This window comes from Paenibacillus sp. FSL H7-0331 (assembly GCF_001956045.1).
Genome location: NZ_MRTH01000022.1, coordinates 85,941 through 107,741, shown reverse-complemented (window position 1 = coordinate 107,741; position 21,801 = coordinate 85,941). Strand labels below are relative to the sequence as shown.

20 protein-coding genes are annotated in these 21,801 nt (G+C 45.2%); 4 read left to right on the top strand and 16 right to left on the bottom strand.

What is annotated here, in order from left to right:
- Nucleotides 1–20: 20 nt before the first annotated feature.
- The 3 genes from BK127_RS27135 to BK127_RS27125 all read right to left on the bottom strand — a co-directional run bounded on the left by BK127_RS27135 (nucleotide 21) and on the right by BK127_RS27125 (nucleotide 5,009).
- Nucleotides 21–1,403, bottom strand: a complete 1,383-nt coding sequence (locus tag BK127_RS27135; protein WP_179097618.1) for an ABC transporter substrate-binding protein — start codon at nucleotides 1,401–1,403, stop codon at nucleotides 21–23.
- 167 nt (nucleotides 1,404–1,570) lie between these two features.
- Nucleotides 1,571–3,181, bottom strand: a complete 1,611-nt coding sequence (locus tag BK127_RS27130) for a response regulator (protein WP_256711475.1) — start codon at nucleotides 3,179–3,181, stop codon at nucleotides 1,571–1,573.
- Entirely contained in the window at nucleotides 3,168–5,009 is a 1,842-nt protein-coding gene (locus BK127_RS27125) for a sensor histidine kinase (protein WP_076234899.1), read from the bottom strand. Before BK127_RS27125 ends, BK127_RS27130 begins: the two co-directional genes overlap by 14 nt.
- A gap of 202 nt (nucleotides 5,010–5,211) precedes the next feature.
- Between BK127_RS27125 and BK127_RS27120 the strand changes: the two genes are divergently transcribed.
- Nucleotides 5,212–6,255, top strand: a complete 1,044-nt coding sequence (locus BK127_RS27120; protein ID WP_076234897.1) for a glycoside hydrolase family 113 protein — start codon at nucleotides 5,212–5,214, stop codon at nucleotides 6,253–6,255.
- 133 nt (nucleotides 6,256–6,388) lie between these two features.
- Here the strand turns inward: BK127_RS27120 and BK127_RS27115 are convergent, their stop codons facing one another.
- The gene (locus tag BK127_RS27115) at nucleotides 6,389–6,643 is read right to left on the bottom strand and encodes a hypothetical protein (protein WP_083689617.1); all 255 of its coding nucleotides are present in this window, start codon (nucleotides 6,641–6,643) and stop codon (nucleotides 6,389–6,391) included.
- A gap of 102 nt (nucleotides 6,644–6,745) precedes the next feature.
- Between BK127_RS27115 and BK127_RS27110 the strand changes: the two genes are divergently transcribed.
- The 3 genes from BK127_RS27110 to BK127_RS27100 all read left to right on the top strand — a co-directional run bounded on the left by BK127_RS27110 (nucleotide 6,746) and on the right by BK127_RS27100 (nucleotide 8,204).
- Nucleotides 6,746–7,081, top strand: coding sequence for an ArsR/SmtB family transcription factor (locus BK127_RS27110; protein ID WP_076234892.1), 336 nt, complete (start codon nucleotides 6,746–6,748; stop codon nucleotides 7,079–7,081).
- A gap of 164 nt (nucleotides 7,082–7,245) precedes the next feature.
- The gene (locus BK127_RS27105) at nucleotides 7,246–7,632 is read left to right on the top strand and encodes a DoxX family protein (RefSeq protein ID WP_076234890.1); all 387 of its coding nucleotides are present in this window, start codon (nucleotides 7,246–7,248) and stop codon (nucleotides 7,630–7,632) included.
- Nucleotides 7,633–7,688: 56 nt separating this feature from the next.
- The gene (locus BK127_RS27100; protein ID WP_076234888.1) at nucleotides 7,689–8,204 is read left to right on the top strand and encodes an SRPBCC domain-containing protein; all 516 of its coding nucleotides are present in this window, start codon (nucleotides 7,689–7,691) and stop codon (nucleotides 8,202–8,204) included.
- Nucleotides 8,205–8,375: 171 nt separating this feature from the next.
- Here the strand turns inward: BK127_RS27100 and BK127_RS27095 are convergent, their stop codons facing one another.
- From BK127_RS27095 to BK127_RS27040, 12 genes are all read right to left on the bottom strand, one after another.
- Nucleotides 8,376–9,944: an MDR family MFS transporter gene (locus BK127_RS27095; RefSeq protein WP_256711471.1), complete on the bottom strand. Its 1,569-nt coding sequence runs from the start codon at nucleotides 9,942–9,944 to the stop codon at nucleotides 8,376–8,378.
- A 284-nt stretch (nucleotides 9,945–10,228) separates the two neighbouring features.
- Nucleotides 10,229–11,014, bottom strand: a complete 786-nt coding sequence (locus BK127_RS27090) for an ATP-binding cassette domain-containing protein (RefSeq protein WP_076234886.1) — start codon at nucleotides 11,012–11,014, stop codon at nucleotides 10,229–10,231.
- Between the two features lie 43 nt (nucleotides 11,015–11,057).
- Entirely contained in the window at nucleotides 11,058–11,918 is an 861-nt protein-coding gene (locus BK127_RS27085) for an ABC transporter ATP-binding protein (RefSeq protein WP_076234883.1), read from the bottom strand.
- Entirely contained in the window at nucleotides 11,890–12,729 is an 840-nt protein-coding gene (locus BK127_RS27080) for an ABC transporter permease (protein ID WP_179097616.1), read from the bottom strand. Before BK127_RS27080 ends, BK127_RS27085 begins: the two co-directional genes overlap by 29 nt.
- Before the next feature lie 23 nt (nucleotides 12,730–12,752).
- On the bottom strand, nucleotides 12,753–13,697 hold the full coding sequence (locus tag BK127_RS27075; protein ID WP_076234878.1) for an ABC transporter permease: 945 nt from the start codon (nucleotides 13,695–13,697) through the stop codon (nucleotides 12,753–12,755).
- A 1-nt stretch (nucleotide 13,698) separates the two neighbouring features.
- Nucleotides 13,699–15,276, bottom strand: coding sequence for an ABC transporter substrate-binding protein (locus BK127_RS27070; RefSeq protein WP_076234875.1), 1,578 nt, complete (start codon nucleotides 15,274–15,276; stop codon nucleotides 13,699–13,701).
- A gap of 64 nt (nucleotides 15,277–15,340) precedes the next feature.
- On the bottom strand, nucleotides 15,341–16,015 hold the full coding sequence (locus BK127_RS27065; protein ID WP_076234872.1) for a class I SAM-dependent methyltransferase: 675 nt from the start codon (nucleotides 16,013–16,015) through the stop codon (nucleotides 15,341–15,343).
- 77 nt (nucleotides 16,016–16,092) lie between these two features.
- Nucleotides 16,093–16,905 carry a TrmB family transcriptional regulator gene (locus BK127_RS27060; protein WP_076234869.1) on the bottom strand — a complete coding sequence of 271 codons (813 nt, stop codon included), beginning with the start codon at nucleotides 16,903–16,905 and terminating at the stop codon, nucleotides 16,093–16,095.
- A gap of 296 nt (nucleotides 16,906–17,201) precedes the next feature.
- Entirely contained in the window at nucleotides 17,202–17,795 is a 594-nt protein-coding gene (locus BK127_RS27055) for a kinase (RefSeq protein WP_076234866.1), read from the bottom strand.
- A gap of 1 nt (nucleotide 17,796) precedes the next feature.
- The gene (locus BK127_RS27050; protein ID WP_076234864.1) at nucleotides 17,797–18,387 is read right to left on the bottom strand and encodes a chloramphenicol phosphotransferase CPT family protein; all 591 of its coding nucleotides are present in this window, start codon (nucleotides 18,385–18,387) and stop codon (nucleotides 17,797–17,799) included.
- A gap of 81 nt (nucleotides 18,388–18,468) precedes the next feature.
- Nucleotides 18,469–19,236 carry a hypothetical protein gene (locus tag BK127_RS27045; protein WP_076234861.1) on the bottom strand — a complete coding sequence of 256 codons (768 nt, stop codon included), beginning with the start codon at nucleotides 19,234–19,236 and terminating at the stop codon, nucleotides 18,469–18,471.
- 172 nt (nucleotides 19,237–19,408) lie between these two features.
- Nucleotides 19,409–21,451: a penicillin-binding transpeptidase domain-containing protein gene (locus BK127_RS27040; protein WP_076234858.1), complete on the bottom strand. Its 2,043-nt coding sequence runs from the start codon at nucleotides 21,449–21,451 to the stop codon at nucleotides 19,409–19,411.
- Nucleotides 21,452–21,801: the final 350 nt, after the last annotated feature.

Below are 21,801 nucleotides of genomic sequence, written 5' to 3'. Positions count from 1 at the left end.
CCTTTCCTGCCAAACATCTGTCATCGTTTCAATGTGGTGTCCCAAGCTCCGTCCTTAAATGGACCGAGATCAAAACCATCCTTGATCGCCCGTGTCAAAGCATCGTTGTATCGTTTGTCCAGACCTTCCAGTTCTTTACCAATATCGGTTACGGAGCCTGATAAAATTTTGCCAATCGTATTCTGATACGTGTCACCCTCCAGCTTGATCGCTCCATCCGGTGGTGTTTTGGTGAAATAAGAGGTGCTTAAATCAGAAAATTCCTTCCACCCCTTCTTATCAGGTGTTTTTGCTCCTTCGATTGCTTTGGCATTTGCCATAAAATCTACGCCTTCTTCGTGCATATCCCTTTGGAACTTCTTACTGTGTACATATTCATAAACAATAAAGCTCTTTTCCGGATTTTTTTTGGCAGCTGCTCCAAAGACGAGGTAATCGCCGATTTGGGCATATTCTTTATAGCGCTTTGCTGTGTCCAACACCGGTACATGCGCAACGCCCCAATCATCCTTTGGCTTTAAGGCGTCAGTTAAGTTAGTAACTTCCCAGCTCGCGCCCATCATCATACCAATACGTCCCTCAGCAAACTGAGCTCGTAAATTATCAATCGCCATCCCCTCAGCTCCAGGAAAAATGCTCTTGTCCTGCTTCATTTGAACAATTTTTTCCAGAATCGGTTTAAAATCGATAAATCGGTATTGACCCTTCTGGAAATCATATCCCATATGTCCAACCGATGGAGCAAACATAACGGCATTTGACCACTTGCCACCCATCGCGCCTACATCCTTGAGATGTGTACCAAAGCCATATTCCTTACCTTCACCAGCAGCTGTAATTTTCTTCGCAGCCGAAACAACCTCATCCCAGGTTTGCGGAACTTCTTTGATCCCCGCTTTTTCAAATAACCGCTTGTTATACAGCATTTTGGTCGTAATCACTACGAATGGAACCGAATAGGTCTTCCCTTTGTAAGTGTTATATTCCGGAATAATCATATCTTTATAGTCCTTTAGAAATTCAGGAGCTTTGGCAAAATCCTCAAGCGGAAGCATCCAGCCTGCATTGATGAACGGGTCCTTAACCGTACCCACGAACTTATACAGCTCAGGTCCCTGATCTGCGGCCAACGCAACCTTCAGCGCATCCGCATAATCATTACCCATCGCACGAAACTCCAGGTTGATACCCTGCTCTTTGCCAATCGTAGCGTTAAACTCATCCATTTTGCGTTTCATAAATTCGCTCTTATCGTTGTGCCACAAGCGAATCGTCACTACTTTGTTGTCTGGTGTGCCGGTCACACCCGCTGCTCCTGTAGTCTTCTCTGGAGTGGAGCTGCAGCCTGCCAGCAACGTCGTACCCATGGCTGTCATTAATACCATGCCTGTCCATTTGCTCATGTTCAAGCCCATTCTAACACCGCCCTATTCTATTTATGGATAATCCAGCCTTGTGTAAGCGCTTAGACAATGAGCTGTGATTACACTATTGATCATAATGGAATGATGCTCTAAAGTCAGTGCATTAACTTATGATAAAGACTCTAATATCTTAAGGACTACTCTAATTATTTATGCTCATTACGGTATTGCTGGGGTTGGAGTCCCGTATATTTCTTAAATGCCGTACTAAAGTAATTGTGGTTATCGTAGCCGAGCCCTTCTGCGATTTCCCATATTTTCATTTTGGTTGTTTTTAATAAACGTCCTGCTTCCTCCATCCTGACCTGGTTCAAATATTCATTGATGGTCTCACCCGTTTCTCTTTTGAAAACCGAACAAATATAGGTAACCGACATGAAAACCTCGTCAGCGATTTCCGATAGACTCAAGTTTTGCGTATACTGCCTTTTGATAATAGCTTTGATTTTATTCACAAGATCCATATGCTTCTGGTTATACTTCTGTGTGTAATAATTGGCTGCCTCTACGAAAATCGAGGTCATGAGCAGCTTCATTTCCTGGATATGCTCCGCCTTTAATATGTTAAACAGAACCAGATTACGATTAGGAAGAATCCGCTCCAAATCCTCACCCATTTCATATACTTTTCGGTAGGTTCCACTGATTAATTCCATGCAAAAGCCTCTAATGGACTCCACATCGGAATTCAGAAAACCATTAAAAATCGTATCCAGCAGCTGTAACCCGCCATTCGTATCACCGAGCATAATAAAGCCGATCAATCGATTCTCGGCCTCGAACAAGTTCGTATAATCCATGGAATCGAGTTCACGTTTCGCATGCCTGTTCGTAATATCTTCAATTCGGATGATGGATCGCAAGCCCATATAAAATTTATGCTGAACAGCATGGACCGCATTTTTGTAAGAAGCGTACACGCGGTCAATACTTCCTACCTGATTGCCGGTTCCAATAGAGACCGAGATTTTTAAATATTTAAATAAGGACTGGATCATTTCCTCACAGATTTGGATATGCTTGTCGTCGTGCTGCGATTTTTCATTGAAGATAAGCACAAATTCGTTCTCATTCAAGCAATGAACGATACCAGCGTCATAATTCCGGAAGATCTCGTCTGTAATATTTTGAATGGAAAAGCTCATTAGCTGTTTCTCTGCTTCTTTCTTATTTTCAATCTGCTTCAAATAGTTGTCCATTTGCATAACGGCCACCATCAAGCAGGTATCGGCTTGCAGCGGTAATTGAAAGTAATCCAGCTTATCTCGGATCTCCTGTCCATTAAAGGTAACGCCTAACAGCAAATCTCTTAAAAACTTTTCTTTCATCAGTCTGGAATTTCCATTCAGCTGCTGCTTGAGCTGTTCAATCTTGTGGTGCATATTGCGTTCCATATCGATATTGCTTACAACCTTCGTGATCACCTCTCGAATATCATTGATCTTGATCGGCTTGAGAATATAACCTTCGGCGTTAATTTCCAATGCAGTTTTGGCATAGTTAAAATCCTGGATGCCGCTTATAATGATAATTTTGGTTTTGCTTCCTGCTTCCTTCAAATTCATAGCGACTTCCAAGCCATCCATAAAAGGCATCTTGATATCTGTAAATAAAATATCGGGAGCTAACTCACTGCACAGATCGAAGGCTTGCTGCCCATGCTCGGCTTCTCCTACAATCGTGATTCCATATTCCTCCCAAGGGATAACCTCCCTCAAGGTTTCTCTTACAATAAAATCATCATCAGCTAATACCATCCTCAACATGGTAACCCTCCATTGTCCATAAAATTGGAATTTCTACTACCGACGTTAAACCGCCGCCCTCATTGATATAAAAACGCACACCATACTTCATCCCAAATAATCGTTTAATCCGCTCGTTCACATTTCTCGTACCAAACGATTTGGACGTGTGGCTTTCAAAGTCCAGCATTTCATGCATCTCTTCCACATTAGCGCCTGCACCATTATCGGAAATACTGATTTGGAGCTTCTCCCCCTGCTTGACGACGCTTAAGCGAATCCAGCCCTCACCCTCCACCTTTTGAATACCATGTATAATTGAATTTTCAACCAGTGGTTGTAAAATTAATTTAACTGTCAGACATTGCAGAATATCGTTGGGAAAGTCCAGAGTATAGTTCAGCTTGCCGCCAAAACGCATTTTTTGAATTTCCAGATAACTCTCCACATGCTTCTTCTCATCATTAAGCGTGATAATGCTTTTCCCTTTGCTAAGACCATACCTGAAGAAGTTGGATAACGAACTAACCATATCACTAATATTAGGAACATTGTATCTCATTGCATATAAATTAATAGAGTCCAAGGCATTATACAAAAAGTGCGGATTAATCTGCGCCTGTAAGGCCTTCAGCTCCGCGTCCTTGGCTTGCAATTCCGCTTCCTTCTTACTCACCTCGCTCACATACAATCTTTCGACCAGATCTTTGATCTTCTCCATCATCTGCTTGTATTGTTCAAATAAAATACCGAACTCATCCTTCTTGCGATATCTCAGTTTAATATCAAAATTACCATGCTCAATGGTAGACATCGACTTCACCAAGGCCAGTATGGGCTTGGATATGTTGCCTGAGAGGACCAACGCCGTAAGTAAGGCAAATAACATACAAATCACAATGACGAATACCATGATTTGGTTCAGTTTTTTTTGTTCAATATTAACTTCATTCAACGGTGTTAAGGAAAGAATCGTCCACTTCAGAGGTACAATATAATTAGTTGAGATGAGCATCGGTTTACCATCTATGTGATCCATATGAGATTGTTCAGCTTGGTCATGCATGTCTTTTACCAGCTTTCGGATCACTTCTGAATCCTTAACCGAGTGGGGGCCATCAGGGGATAAATCACTGCTAAGAAGCACATCACCATCAGCATTAAGCAATGAAATTGAGCTTCCAGGTGTAATTTTATAATTTTTCAGCAGGTCAACGAAAAAGTTGGCGTCGATATCGGTAGTCAGCAGTGCTGCATACGGTGCCATATCAGCAGCTCTTAAGGCTACTAATTTCTTGGCTATCTTCATGGTTTGAATCTTTTTCCCGAACATGGTGATGTGATCGGTCCCAACAATCGTCAACTGATTCGGAAGCTGCGAATACCATTTTTGATTCTCTACAGCGCTAATGTCAAAAACCTTATCTGTAATGTTTACGTTTTTGTATTGAGGTCGATTTACTACAAATAATTTGGGGTAAAGCGCTGTCTTCGTTAATGCCGAAAAATCTGATAAATAATAACTATCCAATATTCGGTCCAGCTTCACGATCTCATCAATAATACCATCCGCATTGTCTGGCTGAGGTGAGCTTATAATGTGCTGCAGTTCGGGATTAAGCGCCATCAATACAGAAAAATCGTTGATCGAATCCAGCTTTTGCAGCAGAATGGATTCCACGGAGCTTAAGTTTTTGACAATCGATAGGTTAATCTTATCTGTGATGATTTCAGAAGATCGCGTATAAAAAATAATCGAAATAATCGTTGTTGGCAAAAGAATAGAGATCAGGAAATAAATGATCAATTTATTTTTTATGCTTAACTGTATTCGCCTCATGGCATCGACTCCCTCATAAACTTTTACTGCTTTTTGGACGGTGCAGCATACGCTGTCCAACTAATGCTCATATTTTATCCCGAAGACAGACCGCATGGCAAATTATTTATCCAAGCTCTTTTGAACTGATACTGGGCACACTGAAAATTGGATATCATATACAGGATACCTCACGATAAGTGGATCTAAGGAGCTGTTGACTATGAGCAACAACCAGAGGTTGAATCGTAAAGGCGTTAATTATGACGTAGGGACGTTCACTCGAGGCCAACAATCATCGTCTCGCGATGTATTCGACCCGGCTATTGTGCAGCGCGAAATGCAAATCATCAAACATGATTTGCATTGCAATGCGGTCCGAATATCGGGACAGGATATCGCAAGACTGACTTGTGCTGCTGAATTCGCCATCCAGCACGGATTAGATGTATGGTGGTCCCCTGCTTTCGTTGATGCCGATCAACAAGAAACTTTGTCTTACTTGGCTGATTGCGCTAAAGCCGCGGAAGTCTTACGGCGACAATCACCACACATTATTTTTGTTACAGGATGCGAGCTTACCTTCTTTATGAAAGGTCTTGTTGATGGGGATACTGCTTTTGATCGGATCCAAACTTTTATGAAACCGTGGCGTTTGCTAAAGAGTACCCTTCTGAAAGGCTCCTTCCATAAGCGTCTAAATAGTTTTCTATCAAAAGCTGTCGCTGTAGTCAGAGAACATTTTCAAGGGCAGCTTACCTACGCATCTGGAACCTGGGAAAATGTCAATTGGGATGAATTTGATTTCGTTGGTATTGATTATTATCGTGAGAAGCTTAACAAACATACATACCGCGAGAAGCTAAGAACTTACTTTCAATACGGAAAACCCGTGGTTGTATTAGAGTTCGGCTGCTGCACATACCAAGGTGCTGAAGACAAAGGCGGATACGGTTGGGCCATCGTTGATCGAAGTCAAATACCCAATCAGCTTAATGGCGCGTATATTCGGGATGAAAACGAGCAGGTCAATTATCTTGGAGAACTGCTGGATATATTTACAGAAGAACGAGTAGACGGTGCTTTTTGGTTCACCTTTGTTATGCCACTGTACCCGTTTAACGAAAAGCCTTTGTACGATCTGGATACGGCTAGTTACAGCTTGGTAAAAACCTATACCGATCAATATGGAGCAACTTATACAGACATGCCTTGGGAAATAAAAAAATCATTTACAGCTCTTACGGAATATTACGCAAAGTCTTAACCTGTATGCAAGCTTCCTTACATGAATGAGAAAAAGCCGCAGAAAATGCACGGCTTTTTTCTCATTATTTATTTTTCACATGGAACGGATCTCAATTCCATCTGCTTTAAACAAACCATTTGGTTTCCTTCTTCTAATTCTGCTCTGCCTGATATCGGCCTTTTTCTTGACGAACAATAGCAATAAAATGACGAGCTTGTTCATCTGTTAACTGTTTACCGTTTAAAGTCAGTTGAAATCTATTCAGGATCTCTTCGTCGGACAATTCCAGACTCCTCACAAATTTCTGGACATTATTGTCCGAATTGCCTGGATCAACTGCTCTATATTTCCCTCGACCGATAGTATTCGCCGACTTGATGAGCTTGCTGATCTGGTTTATTAGCATGTTTTCCTCCCTTCGGAGCTGTGCTCTGTCGATTTGTATACATTGTTTATGAATTACAAACATTCCTTGACAGGAATATTCCTTATAGAGTATATTAAAATCATGAATTCTACTTTTAGTGCTCTTGCCGAGCCAAATCGATTACACATAGTTGAACTTTTACGTAAGGGTCCCCTATCCGTTGGGGAAGTTGCCGATCAACTCGGTCTCAACCAACCGCAAACATCCAAACATCTCCGTGTGCTTTGTGATGCCGGGCTTGTTGAAGTAAATGCGGTCGCTAATCGGCGAATCTACAAGCTGCGGTCTGAACCATTTAAGGAGTTGGATACGTGGATGGAGTCCTACCGCCACATCTGGGAGGAAAGATTCGATCGATTGGATGATTACTTGCAGGAGCTGCAAAGAAAGGGAGTGGATCATGACGACAAGCAGTAGTCCTGCCAAACAGTATAATTATTAAGAAATAGGAGGAATGAAATGATGGAAGAAGATCAAGTTTCGAGCAGCACCCTTACATCCATAGAAGATCATGAGCTCATCATAACTCGCGTGTTGAATGCATTCCTGTGTATATAACGCCAAGGAGGAACCGATAATCAATGAGAAGAATCAACATATTTTACTGGGTTTTCACTGTATTGATGTTAGCGTTAATGGGTGTCGGTGCTATTCCGGATCTCTTGTCTGCTCCTGATGCAGTTGAACTATTTGCCCATTTAGGATATCCTGCTTATCTTCTGCCCTTCCTTGGTGTAGCCAAATTACTAGGGGTGGTAGCGATCCTTGTTCCTGGCTTTCCGAGGGTTAAGGAATGGGCTTATGCCGGTTTTGTAATCGATCTGACAGGTGCCATGTACTCAACAATAGCTGTCGGCGATCCTCCAGGCGGGTTAGTGTTTTTCCTGATCGGTTACCTGGTCATTATTGGCTCCTATGTTCTATATCACAAAAGACTAAGAGCAGCTTCACGGAATCATGCCAAATAACTCAACATATTTGGTATTCCTTACTTCCATACAAACACAAATTAGGAGGCATTAACATGTCCGAACCAAAAACAAACCCTGAATACGATTTGGTCATTACCCGTACCTTCAATGCACCTCGTGAGCTTGTATTCAAGGTATGGACCGATGCAGATCACCTGAAGCATTGGTGGGGACCCACTGGGTTTACGATCCATGTAGCTCAGGCGGATATCCGTCCAGGCGGCATATTTCATTACTGTATGAAGGCCGCTGATGGCCACGAAATGTGGGGTAAGTTTGTGTATCACGAAATCGTTTCCCCTGAAAGGATTGTGTTCGTCAATTCATTTTCTGATGAGGAAGGTAATATTGTCCGAGCGCCCTTTAGCCAAACCCAAACCTTTCCATTGGAAATTTATAATGTGTTCACGTTCACTGAGGAAGAAGGTACAACGACAATAACCTTGCGGGGAGGCCCAATTAACGCTACTGAGGAAGAAATCCAATTTTTCCATTCCATGCATGAATCTATGCAGCAAGGCTTTGCCGGAACCTTCGGCCAACTCGACGATTACCTTGCGACTCTATAAACGATATTTACTTAAGCTATTGCAAAGCTATCCCCTCTTTTGAACATTTCTTATAACCATTACACGCAAGGATCATGGTATAAGTATAAAAGTTCCAAGAGGGGATATTGTTGTCACAGTTATCCAGAGCAAGATCCAAATACAAGCATTTTCTGAAAACTTATTTCCGATTTAACCACCTGCGCTCGCTCCGCTTTCCGTTTCCATCCCCTCTTCGGCTTTCTTAGACAGTACCTCTTTCTTCAAAAACCAGCAGAGAATAAAAGCGGCAATTGCAAATACGAGTGAGATCACGAACATATTCTGAAATGAATAACTGAATACCTGCTTGATATCGTGCAGCAAAGCTGTTGGCAGATCTGCGGGAATGTTACCCGTCTCAATATTAGCCGCCGCATCAGCAGGAAGTCGGCTGTCAAGTGCAGCGATTCCGTCCTTAATGTGCTTGGACAGCAGGCTGCCAAAAATACTGAGACCGATGGTCGCTCCAAGCGATTGGAACAACTGGACTGTTGACAGGGCAATACCGCTGTCTTTGGCATCTACCGACTCCTGAACAATCAGGTTGTCTCCGCCGAATAGTGCGCCGAGTCCGACGCCGAGTACAAAAAATGCGCCGACGATGTAAATCCAGGTTGTCGCGACGCCGATCTGCGTCAGCATCAGGAAACCAGCGATTGGCAGCAAAAATGATACGATAAACAGGCTGCGGTACGCTATCCGCGTGATCAGAAACCCGTTCACAATGCTTGCCGGAATTGCCCCTGCCATAAATGCCAGCATCAAATAACCGGCTTCCGTTGGCGTCAGCCCCATAACATGCTGTGCAAAAAATGGGAATGTGGCCATCCCACCCATAATTCCGAGCATCAGGATAAATACTAGCAGTGATAACACGACTACATTACGGTTGCGGAACAGATGCAGCGGGATGATCGGCTCCTTGGCTTTGGCTTCGATCCATACCAACAGTGCGAACAGCAGCGCTGACAAGCTCAGCAGTCCAATAATGATCGGCGACGACCAGGCGTAGCCCTGATTATCGATCAGTACTGGTGTCAGAAGCAGTGAAAGCAGCGCCAATATGAGCGTGCACGCACCCGCCCAGTCGATATACCGCTTCTCGTTTCCAATCGATTCTTGCATGCCCTTGGCTATAAAAAGCGCTGCGAGCAATCCGATTGGAATATTGATCAGAAATACCCAGTGCCAGTCAATATTACCGACGATGTAACCACCCACAGTCGGTCCCAATAGCTGCGGAATAATCATCATTGGCCCGAACAGACTTTGGATCTTAGCCCGTTGTTCAAGTGGATAGGCCTCGCCGATAATGACCAGCGCGAGCGGCATCAAGCCTCCGGCCCCGATTCCTTGAATGCCTCGGCCGATCAGCAGTATCGTCATCGACGATGCCATACCGCTGACAATCGAGCCTGCAATAAACAGACCGATACATATCAGATAAATGCGCCTACGACCATACAAATCGGCCAGCTTGCCAAGGATTGGCATAAACATCGTCAGTGTCAGCATGTAGACACCTGCGACCCAGCCATACAAGGACAAGCCATGCAATTCGCGGATGATCGTCGGCATCGCCGTGGAGACAATCGTCTCGTCAAGCTCAGCAAAAATCAGCCCGATCAATAGTCCGATCAGGATCAAGGTTTTGTTGTTTGTTTTCGTTTTTTCGATAGGAATCACCTCATAGAATTTGAGCTCCGGCCATACGGCCAAGGCTTATGCAAGAAGTTTATCGCACTTGTATAAACCGAATATAAACGGAACGCAGCTTTTCGCCTTTAACTACTTTTACATGACAGGAGAATGGTTAGCAACGGTAAATTTGGTTATAGCGAATGTTTCCACTGTCCACAGTCTTGCCAGCAGAGTCTCTGAACATGCAAAAAGACCGCCAATTGGGCGGTCTATAGTTAGTATCACTGTCATTAAATGCTACCTATATTGTTAACCTCATTAATAATATACATTGTTAATATAGAGCTTACGGGCTGTAAGCTTTAGAACGCAGAGGAGCGGAGCTTGGGTACCGCAGCCAGCAAGCTGCGCGTGTACGGATGCTCCGCCTCCAGATGGAACCCGCTGCTTGCACGTGTTTCCACGATTTCCCCTTTATACATGACGGCGATTCGGTGACTCACCTGCATGACCCTGGCCAGATCATGAGAAATGAATAAATATCCATATCCGAATTGCTGCTGCAAATCGAGCAGCAAGCGGACGATTTGTGCTCCTGTGGAAACATCGAGCGCAGAAATAATCTCGTCACAAATCAGAATTTGTGGGTCAATCATTAACGCTCTGGCAATATTGACACGCTGACACTGCCCACGGCTTAATTCCGTCGGGTAGCGGCTGAGGTGATCACTATTCAAGCCGACACGTTCAATCGCCTGCCTCGCTTTATGCTTACGATCCTGCAAGGTGCCGATGGCGAAGTGGTATAGCGGCTCCGTCAAAATCCGTTCGATCGTCAGCCTTGGATTCAAGGCATCAATAGGGTCCTGAAATATAAGCTGGATGTTACGCCTAAGCTCTCTTGACTCCTCGAATGATATTTGTGTTATATCCTTATCGTTCCATGTCAGACTGCCTTCTGTTATCGGTTCAAGCATGGCCATGCAGCGAGCCAGTGTACTTTTACCGCTTCCGCTTTCTCCAACCAGCCCTACTGTTTCCCCGGCACGCAGCTCAAGCGTAACTTTGTTAACCGCTTCCGTCACCGACGAAGGCCCGAACCAGTGACGCTGTATATATTGTTTGTGTATATGCTTTGCAGCCAGCATTTGTATCCGCCACCTTCTGTATACGCCAGCCTCGCCAGCTTAATTAAATAGCCTCAACGACCTCAGTCTGCAGCACATGCTGATCGTAGGTCAGCACCTTTGCTGGAAGCGAGCGTCCCAATACGGGCACCATCTCAAGCAAATGACGCGTATAGGGATGGGTCGGATGGTCTAACAGCCAGGAAGCCTCCCCGTACTCGACAACCTGCCCTTGGCGCATCACAACGATGCGATCCGCCAATTCAGAGACAACACCCAAATCGTGAGAGATGAACAGCATACCCATACCAAATTCCTGCTGTATGTCCTTAAGCAAACGTAAAATACTTGCCTGTACGGTAACGTCAAGGGCAGTCGTCGGCTCATCTGCGATTAACAGCTTGGGCCCATTGAGCAGCGCCATCGCGATCATCACCCGCTGCAGCATACCTCCACTCAGCTCGAAGGAGTAGCTTTTCATCTGCTTTCCAGGATCAGGCAGGCCTACACGATCTAACATATCAAGACAACGGGAGATTCGGACCCATCGGTCGCCAGTTTTTAAGCATTCCATCAGTTGGGCACCAAGCGGGATCATAGGGTGAAATGCACTCATCGGGTCCTGAAACACAATCGCAATCTCGGTCCCACGTACTCGCTTCATTTCCCTCTTGGATATTTGCAGCAGATCCCGGTCCTGCAGACGAATACGGCCGGATTGAATACCAAGCGGTGCTTCCAGCAAACCCATAATCGATAATGCCAGTGTGCTCTTGCCGCAGCCGCTCTCACCAACTACGGCTACCGTTTCTCCTTGGTCAATATGAAAGCTGACATCTTGTAATAGACACCGACCGTTTTCAGGTCTCGTAATGCCTGTGTGAAGCCCGCTGATTTCAAATAGAGGTTGTGGTATTGAGCTCACCGAGTTCCCGCCTTTCCAGTTTCGATGTATCGGCATGCTTCCATCTTTGTTCGAGCTTGCTGCCTATGCTATTGACCATTAATATCGAGCAAGCCAACGCCAATGTCGGAAATACGATCGTCCACCAGGCCTGTATAATATAAGGATGTCCATCCGCAATCATCGATCCCCATGTCGGTGTCGGCGGACTGATACCAATCCCAAGAAAGCTTAACGTAGAGATCACACCAATCGCCGTACGGAAGCAGATGGTGGATAGCAGCACGACGGTGGGCAGCAGATGAGGTAAAATATGCAGACGAACTATGCCCCACTTGCTGCTGCCGAGCATAAAGCCTGCCCGAATAAATCCCCTTCCCCGCAGTGCTTTCGTTTCGTCATGAATAAGCCAAAAAAATTGACCCCAGATGGAAAAAGCCATCGATAGAACCATTCCCAGCGGTCCGTTGCCAAATATCGTAATAATGAGCAGCGGCAGCATACGAACCGGAAATACGATTGAAATTTGCCCGACAAACAAAATTAGCGGTGTCAGCAAAGGCACTACGTTATACCCGGCCAGCATGCCGAGCAGCGTACCTGCCGTCATAGCCAGCAGTACCGCGAGCAGCGCCAGTCCAAGTGTCAGATAGGTCGCATATATAAGCCGGCTGCTCACATCCCTGCCAAGGTGATCGGTACCGAGCCAAAAATCGGCCGAGGGCGGATCCAGCTTTGGACCCTCGAACGGTGTGGTCGGATCATGTGCGAACCATTGCATATAGATGAGAGACAATACGATAAATACGACAGCTGCGGATAGCAGTATCATCCAGTAGCGGTTTGAAGTGTTCACTATTCTTTTCGCTCCCACACCTGATTTTGTTTAACCCTGGGGTCAATGAGCGGATGAAGCATATCCAGCAAAAATCGCGAGACTATAAACAAAAGCGTTGTAAAAACCAAGCATGCCTGTATAAGTGGGAGATCGTGACTGGCGATAGCTCCCACCGTCAAATTGCCGATGCCCGGATAAGAAAAAATCGTTTCTACAACGATCGTGCTGCTAAGCAGAACTCCCACCTGTATCGATACAAAGGAAAAGATGAGTGACAGAGCTGGACGCAGCAAATAGTGAACACTAAAGCGGAAGGTGCTTACGTTTTTAGCTCTCGCGGTTACAACAAATTTTTCTTTGGCTACCTCCTGCAGCTTGGAGCGGAACAACAGACCAATCTTGATGGCTTCTGCACCCGCAAGCAGCAGCACCGGCAGCACCAGCGATTGTATTCCCTGACTTCCCGAGGGAGGGAACCACTTTAGATGTACACTGAACAGCTCAATAGCCAGGATGCAGGGAACAAAACCCGGTATCGAGTGCAGCATCAGCAGTGCTTTATTCAATTGACTGTCCAGCTTAGTCGGTAAATAGAGGCCGAGAAAGCCGACACCGATCCCACCGACAATACCAATAGGCAGCACGAGCACGATTAGCTTCATCGTTGCCCATAAGTAAGGAAGAGCAATATCCAACACGGGTTCACCGAGCTTATAAGAATTGCCGAATTGAAGCGTTATCGTCTTCAGGATATACAAGCCGAACCTTACCAGCGCCGGAGCATCCAGACCCAGCGTTTTGCGCAGCAAATCCTTCTCTGCCTCCGTGGCGTCATGGGGAAGCAGAGAATGAATGGGATCGCCCATCGCGCTGGATACAAAGAATAAAATACTGGATACCGTAAGCAAGATGGAAAGGCCGACAACAAGACGTTGTACGGCCGCTTTCATTCCCTGATGCATCCTATTTCACCTTGATTTGATGAATATCGATTCTGCCTGTTCCATCCGGCTTCCAGTCGATATTACCAGACAATCCGTAAATATTAGGAGGGAACATCAGCCAGTTGACAGGGGAACCTTGTTTCGACTTATCGAGAATTTGCTTGGATAAGGCCAATCGTTTTTTCTCATCCGGTTCAGCGGCATAATCCTTGATCCATTGCTCGACCTGCGAATCCAGCTGGTAGCCGAATGTTTTGTAGAGTGATTTTTGGCTAAACGCCGCTACCAGAATACGATACAGCTCACGGTCAGGGTTATCGTAGCCCGAGAATAGTAGAATCGATCCAGCATTGCTTTGCTCGTAGCGTTTGGGATCTAGCATCGGTCCGATTTCCATTAAATTAATTTTCGCTTCGATTCCGATCTTTTTCAGCTGTGCCTGCAGCACCTGTGCTGTATCAATATCTCGCTGCGTAACATCCAGGTTAACGGATATCGGCATGGCGACACCGGATTCGGCCAGCAAAGACTTGGCTTTTTCCGGATTGTAGTCACTTAAAGGATACGCTTCTACGAAGCCGGAGCCTGCTTTAGTAACTGGAGCAACAGCTGGTGAAGCAAATTCGCCGTACATATTTTTGGCCAATGTTCCTTTGTCGATTCCATAATAAAGAGCTTCACGGACCTTGGCATTATCAAACGGAGCTTTAAAGAAATAGCTTTGCCAGGTTACACGGAATCCGGGCTCGGATACAATCTGATAGCCGGACTGCCCTTGAACGCGCTTGATTGATGTGGATGAAAGATCAGAAGCGATATCTGCATTACCGCTCAGCAGCTCTGCCATACGTGTAGCTTCGTCCGTAACATTTTTGATAACAACGGACTTGAACGGCGGGCGTTTTCCCCAGTAGTTCGGAGCTTCCTTCAGCGTAGCGACTTCTCCACGCTTCCAATCGCTTAATACATAGGGGCCGGTTCCTACCAGCTGTGTTTTGTACTCGTCACCGTTCGCAAGCTGTTTAGCCGATAGAATTGGCAGATCAACCATAAAATTAATCAAAGCGTAGTTGGGCGAGGATGTTATAATATCGACCGTGTACTCGTCAACAATGTTCGTTCCCGTCACACCATCGAGCAGCGTTTTGAATGTGCTCTTGGGAACCTCTGGGGACATCAATTTATCGATAGTCGCCTTGACCGATTGAGCATTCAGGGTATCGCCATTATGGAACGTAATTCCCTTTTTAACCTTGATTCTCCAGTTGTTATCTTTGAACTCGTAGCTTTCCGCAAGCGACGGAGCCAACTTGCCATCCTGACCTCTGACCAGCAGCGTATCGAAAATCAATGTCCGCGGAAGCGTTATATCTTTTTGATAAGGGTCAATTGTTGTAAAATCTCTGGTTTCATTCGTTTGCACAATAACGAGCTGATCCTTGGTCTTGTCTGTACTCACCGCCCCTTTATCACTTTGCTGAGGTACGGCTGTAGTAGCTGGTTGGGCCGCAGGTTGTTGCGTGCAAGCGGTCAATACCACGAGCAGCAAGGCCATGCAAGCCGTGGTCCAACGGTTTCTTTTATGTGAAAATACCATGATTGCTGATTCCCCCGATTATGTATGATTGGATTATGCCGGTCACAAGGACCGGCGACTGTTACTAGCGCTGGGCAATAACGAGATAACGTGGATGCTTAGGCATGCCGCCCCACAGCGCCGCTTCCATCAGCGGCTGGATGGCAACCTCATTCAAACCTTTAGAGCGGAAAAACGAAGCAAGCTGTTCACTCGGTTGACCGCCATAGAACGGAAGCCGGCTGCGAATCTGTTCGTATTCCTCCTTCACATCCTGATTCTCCCACTGCCCTTCTACCAAAGCGATACGTCCCTGTGGTTTAAGTAAACGTGTCCATTCCTCCACAGCGTCAGCAGGATGGGGCAGCGTCCAGATTAAGTGACGCGCAACGATCAGGTCATATTCACCTTCTGGTAGACCTGTATGCTCAGCATCTCCCGACAGGAAGTTGATAGGCAAACCAGCTTGATCCGCTTTTGCACGAGCCAGCTGCAGCATTTCTTCGGCAAAATCAAGACCTGTAACGTCATGTCCCATATTAGCCAGCAGTAAAGAAAGAAACCCTGTACCGCAGCCCAGATCGAGCACCTTTAATGGTTCGCTCCCAGCTAACTGGCTTAACACGGCTACCCATGCCTGATGCTGTTCCTCATTTAACAAACCGTGGCTCGGCCCCTGGTCGAATTCAGCGGCACGGCCGTTCCAATGCTTTTTCACCAGATTTTTTACTTCAATTTCGTTCAATTCGGATGCATGCATAAGTATCTCTCCTCCAAGATAATGATTATTATTCTCAATGTAGAAGCAAAAAAATGGCTGCCGACCACGTCGACAGGCTATTCGTACCTCAGGATCGAACCATCCTTATAGATTTCCTTGAACAGCTCGTGTTCCCCCATAAATCGGGAGAGGACATCGCTTTCGTTCGCCAAAATCGTCAAATGGAAGCCTGATCGCATCATTTCCCGCATGATATGTATAATTTCCGGGCTTTCACTGTATGTACCCATTACCGTACCTGAACTCTCAGGCTCCAGCTGACCTACGAGCATTTTACGGATATCGCTGATCAGCAGCAGCTGTGATACCCTATGGCGATGAACTTCATCATGACGAAGCGGATGCGTCACGACTTGGATACCTTCCATCGAAAAATCACCATACGCTAGTATTCGTACCTTCACCCCCCTGTCGGACAGCTTTTTCAAATCATCCTGCAGCAGAGCAGCGAGTGTCGCACCGCAGCGGATATATAGCTCGTACCGTGTGGAAGCGATCATCTCTTTGGCCTTGTGCAATATATGATCGTATCCCTTGATATACACGATCGTATCGTTGCTTGTTTGCCGATTGATCTCCTTCAATTCTTCGCGCACCTTCTGAAGATTGTGGTTGAATTGGGATTCAAGACGATCCAGATAAGATTCTGGCTCAACCGCCATGTACAAAGCGGGTTCCGTCTGCTGCCACACAACTGCGCCTTTATCTGCAAGGTTGCCCAGTACCCGGTATACTTCAGCCCGCGATATGCCCGTGCTTTTGCTGATTTGATAACCAGTCGCCGAAGTTTCCTGCATCAATGCCACATACACCCGTGCTTCATTTTTGCTAAAACCAAAATGGCACAATAATTCGGTAACGGAATCCATCGTAACACCTCACAGGTAGTATTATATCTAACTACTATGAGAATGAGAATCTTTATCAAAGCCTGTTTTTACCTATTTTTGCTTGTTTATCTGGATATTCCTGCTAGTAGCTTCATATTTCTCAGTTTATTGCTTATTTTCGGGTGATTGCGCAAGTAGACACTGTATTCCTAAATACGGAAATTCCCACATTCATCGAATTATATATTTTTTTATGTTTATAAAATAAAAAAGCACCTACCCTAAGTAAGTGCTTTCTTGCAATAATCTTGTCCTAATGACATATGGCTGCTCCATTAATTGTTTAGAACCAAATGAGCTTGTTTTGTTGGGAGGACTGTCTGTAAATAATAATCTTCTGCCTTCCAATATCGGTTTCTCATCTTTTCCATGTTCCTTTGGGTGAGTTCACTTTCACGTAATAATCTTTTACTCCGTGGGCAATCCAGATAAGCGATATAATCGTATAAACCTCTCCACTCCTCACGTTGCAGAAAAACTCCTTCTATGACAATAACACATGTCTCGGGAATTATTATGTTCTGTATGCGATGTGTATCAGATTCATTATCGTATATGGGGAGCTTGAGCTGGCTAGTTTCCTTTAGTTTCTTGAACAAATTTCGCTTTAACCATTCAGTGTCCCACTGTAAGTAATAATATTCAAACCACTCTTCAGAGCCTGTATCGTAACGTTTGCTACGTTCCACAATATAATCGTCTATATGAAAGATGCAAACCTCGATGTGCTCCCCGGTCAATTTCCGACTAAACTTCTCTACGAGTGTCGTTTTTCCCGAACGACTTAGTCCGTCTATTCCTACAATAAATCGATTGCCTGTCTTTAACTTGGGTATACATTTAAATAAGCTCGTTATATGATCCTCCAAACTACCCGCTCCTCAGAAAATGAAGCTCTTTGAAAGCTCGTGGTTGATTGGTTAAAATAAATTCTTTGATCATAATTGCACATTCCCGGATTGAGTTATCATGCGAATCGACTTCAAGATCATATCTGTGATGGTGGTGCACGATATCAAATTGGGCTTTGGCGAGTCCAATGGATCTATCTCCTCGTTCTTGTTCCCTACGTTCCAGTTCATCAAGCGGACAGTGAACACCGATAAAAAAGGCTTGTGTGTTATGTAATAATTGGACACATTCCTCCAACCAGCTTGGCTCAATCAGTACATGATCAACAATCATATTCTTGCCTACCCTTGAAAAAGCCATCATATAATGATGAAAAAGCGATATGACTGGATTTTCTATCATTTCTTCTCTTTCAATTGTTTCTATTTCTTCTCTGGACATGTGATCGCCAAACATACTCATCAACATGTCATTGACACCAGCAATCGCATTATCGACGGATAGGTAAATAAAATCTTCGTCAAGCAGCTGAATAAGCTCTTTAGAAATACTTGTTTTCCCTGCACTAGAAGTGCCGTTCAGAAAAATGATGGTTCCGATTTTAACCAAAGTGACCTCCTATCTCTTACTCATTCACATCAGTAAATAAGCTCATAATCATTAAGCACAGTCATGAATACATTATTCTTCCTATTGTGTACGCAGGTAAGGAGGTTCTGTTCCACTTCCCCCTTTCCCTCCCATCGTCCCACGGCTGACTTCATAGAGCATCTGCTGTTCTCCAGTTACTCCTTCTTTACTCCAACGCTCAATGAAATGAACTATGTACTGTTCCTTTACGTCAGTTTCCTCGATCGCCGTTTCTCTTTCAACATCATAGCCGTCGACCTGTAATTTCTGCATTCCGACTTGTTTGGGGAACCTGTCGATGGTGGTCCCGCTGCCGGAAGTCGCAAAATTGACTGCATCCACGGCGGTAAACGGTGGCTTCGGCGGTGAAGACACGTGTAAAGTACCCACAAAAATCCCAAAAAGAACAAGAGGTGCAGTTATCAGTAATACGCGCGTTCCCCGCTTGACAAGTGGCAAGAAACGGAGGATCAACCTGTCAAAACCGAAAAAAAGAATCGCCGCTGTGCCGCCCATGATGCTAAATAAAGAAGATTGAAATATAATACCAAATAAGAACCCAAGGACAACGTGGATAAGACCGGATATTAACCATTCGCCCGGACCCATTACCTTCACTTTTCTAATTGCTACTTCCGTAAGTGATGAAACAAGAATGCCGTAAAGAAATATACTTGGTACCGCATACATGGCAATGACAGAGGCCCACGATGCATAGTTGCTAGCCGCATACCAAGCTGACCCTCCCACAGCCATGAATGGGAACGACACCAAGAGTACGATCGTCCATGAAGCGAAATAAGCGGCCAGACATTTTCTCCTAAGCATCTTATCTCCTCCTTCGAGTCATGGTCTATGGTCCTTTGCTATGGAATATTTTTCTATTATACCTTATGAGAACCAATTTTCGCCAACCTCTTAGCGTTATCGAGGGAAATGGTTTTCGCGCACGAAAATGTATGGAACTATTGTGTAGCACTTCCGTAATATCCCGACCCATTCACCATGTTGTTTTCCCATATTTGAGAAATACCTTTTTCGCTTTGGCTACCACATAACCACTGCCACCCCGCTTCTTCACATCCTCAACCATCATCGTCAGCAGCAATTGATTAAGAGTGGCATCGAACTCGATAAACCAGCCATTCTCCAACCCGTCCTCGCCCTTCTTTTGCTTTAATTCCGCTGTACCTGTCTTACCTGCGATGTTCATGCCTGATATGTAAGCACCATGAGCAAAACCCTTCGGGTTCCGGACGGCCTCCACGAGATCCTGACGCACAATCTCGGCAACCTCTGGTCTAATAACATCCCGCTTCCATATGGTGTCTGCCGGGTTGGAAGCTGATTTCACCAATAACGGTGCAACCACATTGCCTTGGTTAATTATAGGCGTATAGGACAACGCTACATGAAGCGGACTCATCTGGACTTCTCCTTGTCCGTAAGCCGAATCGGCAAGCTGAATGTCGCTCTTGATCCCCTGATTGGCCAGACTGGATCGCGGGAATGGGTACGGAAGCGGCAGCGGCTCTCCAAAACCGAATTTGTAAGCGCCATTGTAGAATGTATCTTTTCCCATCGCAAGCGCTTCCTGAGCAAAAAATATATTATCCGAGAAAACCAGCGCATCGCGTAAATTTTCATTGGGCACATCCCGGTCACGTGTTACATAATAATTGCCCCATGATGCATCCTTTGTCCAGTATAAGCCTTGAATATTTCTGACGAGATCTGGAGAGGACACACCTGCGTTCAAGCCTACGGCCGCTGTAACGGTTTTAAAAATCGAGCCCGGTGAATACAGCTTTGTAAAACGGTTAAGGAGCGGAATATTAGGATCCCCATTCCACTTGTTCCATTGCTCAGCCGAAAGCCCCGATACAAACAGATTAGGATCATACGCAGGGCTGCTGACCAATGCCAATATTTCACCGCTCTGCGGCTGTAAAGCAGAGGCAGAACCCGCATCTCCTTGATACTGCTCGTAGATCGCCCTTTGCAGTCCGCTATCGATTGTGGTTTGGACATTCTCTCCCGCTACCGTCTCCTTAGATGCCAACGTTTCACGAGTAGCCCCATTCTCATCAATGATCACGATTCGCACTCCGTCCTGGCCCTTTAAGCTTTTATCGAACAGCTGCTCCAGCCCTGCCTTGCCCAACTGGTCATCAGGACCGTAGCCTTGATCCTTTAGCTTGGCCAGTTCTTCTGCGTTAATCCCTTGAACGTAGCCAGTCAAATGGGCGGCCGCTTCGGCAAGTGGGTAGGTGCGGATCTTTTTTTGCTGAAAGGAGACGCCCTCTATGCCTTGAAAAGCCATGACTCCCTTACCGTCGGTAGAACCAATTGGAACAAAATTACCGGGTTTTACCCAGGAAGCCTTTAGCTTTTTGTTAACCTCATCCGTTGATAATCCCAAATATTGAGCAACCGATTGAACCGTCTTTTCAGCATCCGGGCCTAAACGATCCGCGGCTAATCCAAGAATGATCAAGCTGCCATTAATCGCCAGCCCTTCCCCATTCCTATCATATATTTCACCCCTCATCGCCTTAGTGGTACGTACAGTTACCTTATCATTGTCCTTCATAGCGGGGAAAATAAGTGAAGGATTCCAGTCTACCTTCCAATACATGGTTGAGTTATCCTTGATTAACTTTGCTTGATAATTAAATTCAATGGGACCTGCAATCGTCATAAGCGAAGCATGGTAAGTATAAGTAGCTTTATCCTCTGGCGCGGGAGTTGGCTTGGTAGGAGCTGGGAGAGTTGTCCTTTCGATGTGCAGCTGACTCATCCCGATTCCTTCATAAATGGAGGAGTAGCGCTTAACGAACAGCTCTAGCGATAGTCTGGTTTGGGAATCTGACGACAGCATCGCATACATGTCTTCATATTGTCCCTTTTGCCACGCGGCCATATAAGAATCGAAAACCTGCTCGGACGTCATCGCTTTAGGTTTGGATGCTTCGTTCCGGCAGCCGGTAATGAGTAGCAGCAGCAGCAGAAATCCCACGATCAACCATTTGGATGTTTTCAAGGATAATCCCCCTTTGCATATAAGTTATCTATTGTCCGTAAATGCGGCTTACCGTACTAATATAATGAAATATGGCAATCAGTTACATAGACAAACGATCACAACTTACTGACATTTTCATTTCATAAAAGGAAAATAGACGATCCCGTGAAGGCAATCGTCTATTTCGGAGTGATCTATGGGTTAGCATGGGAACAGTTGGCGGCTTCTCCCACAACATAGCATATGTAAATCTATCAATTCAGGAACGACAAGTTCCTCCCCTACAAGCGCACATTTTGTATAAGTACAATCCATCAGCCTCTGACCATCATAACATACAGAAGGTCATACGGAAGGAGGCTGGAAAT

What these genes read in the sequence shown, in the direction of transcription:
- BK127_RS27090 (WP_076234886.1), bottom strand. Translation starts at nt 11,014, where the DNA reads ATGCTGGCTGCAAAGCATATACACAAACAATATATACAGCGTCACTGG.
- BK127_RS27080 (WP_179097616.1), bottom strand. Translation starts at nt 12,729, where the DNA reads ATGATACTGCTATCCGCAGCTGTCGTATTTATCGTATTGTCTCTCATC.
- BK127_RS27100 (WP_076234888.1), top strand. Translation starts at nt 7,689, where the DNA reads ATGTCCGAACCAAAAACAAACCCTGAATACGATTTGGTCATTACCCGT.
- BK127_RS27130 (WP_256711475.1), bottom strand. Translation starts at nt 3,181, where the DNA reads ATGGTATTAGCTGATGATGATTTTATTGTAAGAGAAACCTTGAGGGAG.
- BK127_RS27045 (WP_076234861.1), bottom strand. Translation starts at nt 19,236, where the DNA reads ATGCTTAGGAGAAAATGTCTGGCCGCTTATTTCGCTTCATGGACGATC.
- BK127_RS27105 (WP_076234890.1), top strand. Translation starts at nt 7,246, where the DNA reads ATGAGAAGAATCAACATATTTTACTGGGTTTTCACTGTATTGATGTTA.
- BK127_RS27125 (WP_076234899.1), bottom strand. Translation starts at nt 5,009, where the DNA reads ATGAGGCGAATACAGTTAAGCATAAAAAATAAATTGATCATTTATTTC.
- BK127_RS27070 (WP_076234875.1), bottom strand. Translation starts at nt 15,276, where the DNA reads ATGGTATTTTCACATAAAAGAAACCGTTGGACCACGGCTTGCATGGCC.
- BK127_RS27120 (WP_076234897.1), top strand. Translation starts at nt 5,212, where the DNA reads ATGAGCAACAACCAGAGGTTGAATCGTAAAGGCGTTAATTATGACGTA.
- BK127_RS27115 (WP_083689617.1), bottom strand. Translation starts at nt 6,643, where the DNA reads ATGCTAATAAACCAGATCAGCAAGCTCATCAAGTCGGCGAATACTATC.
- BK127_RS27135 (WP_179097618.1), bottom strand. Translation starts at nt 1,403, where the DNA reads ATGAGCAAATGGACAGGCATGGTATTAATGACAGCCATGGGTACGACG.
- BK127_RS27110 (WP_076234892.1), top strand. Translation starts at nt 6,746, where the DNA reads ATGAATTCTACTTTTAGTGCTCTTGCCGAGCCAAATCGATTACACATA.
- BK127_RS27065 (WP_076234872.1), bottom strand. Translation starts at nt 16,015, where the DNA reads ATGCATGCATCCGAATTGAACGAAATTGAAGTAAAAAATCTGGTGAAA.
- BK127_RS27060 (WP_076234869.1), bottom strand. Translation starts at nt 16,905, where the DNA reads ATGGATTCCGTTACCGAATTATTGTGCCATTTTGGTTTTAGCAAAAAT.
- BK127_RS27075 (WP_076234878.1), bottom strand. Translation starts at nt 13,697, where the DNA reads ATGCATCAGGGAATGAAAGCGGCCGTACAACGTCTTGTTGTCGGCCTT.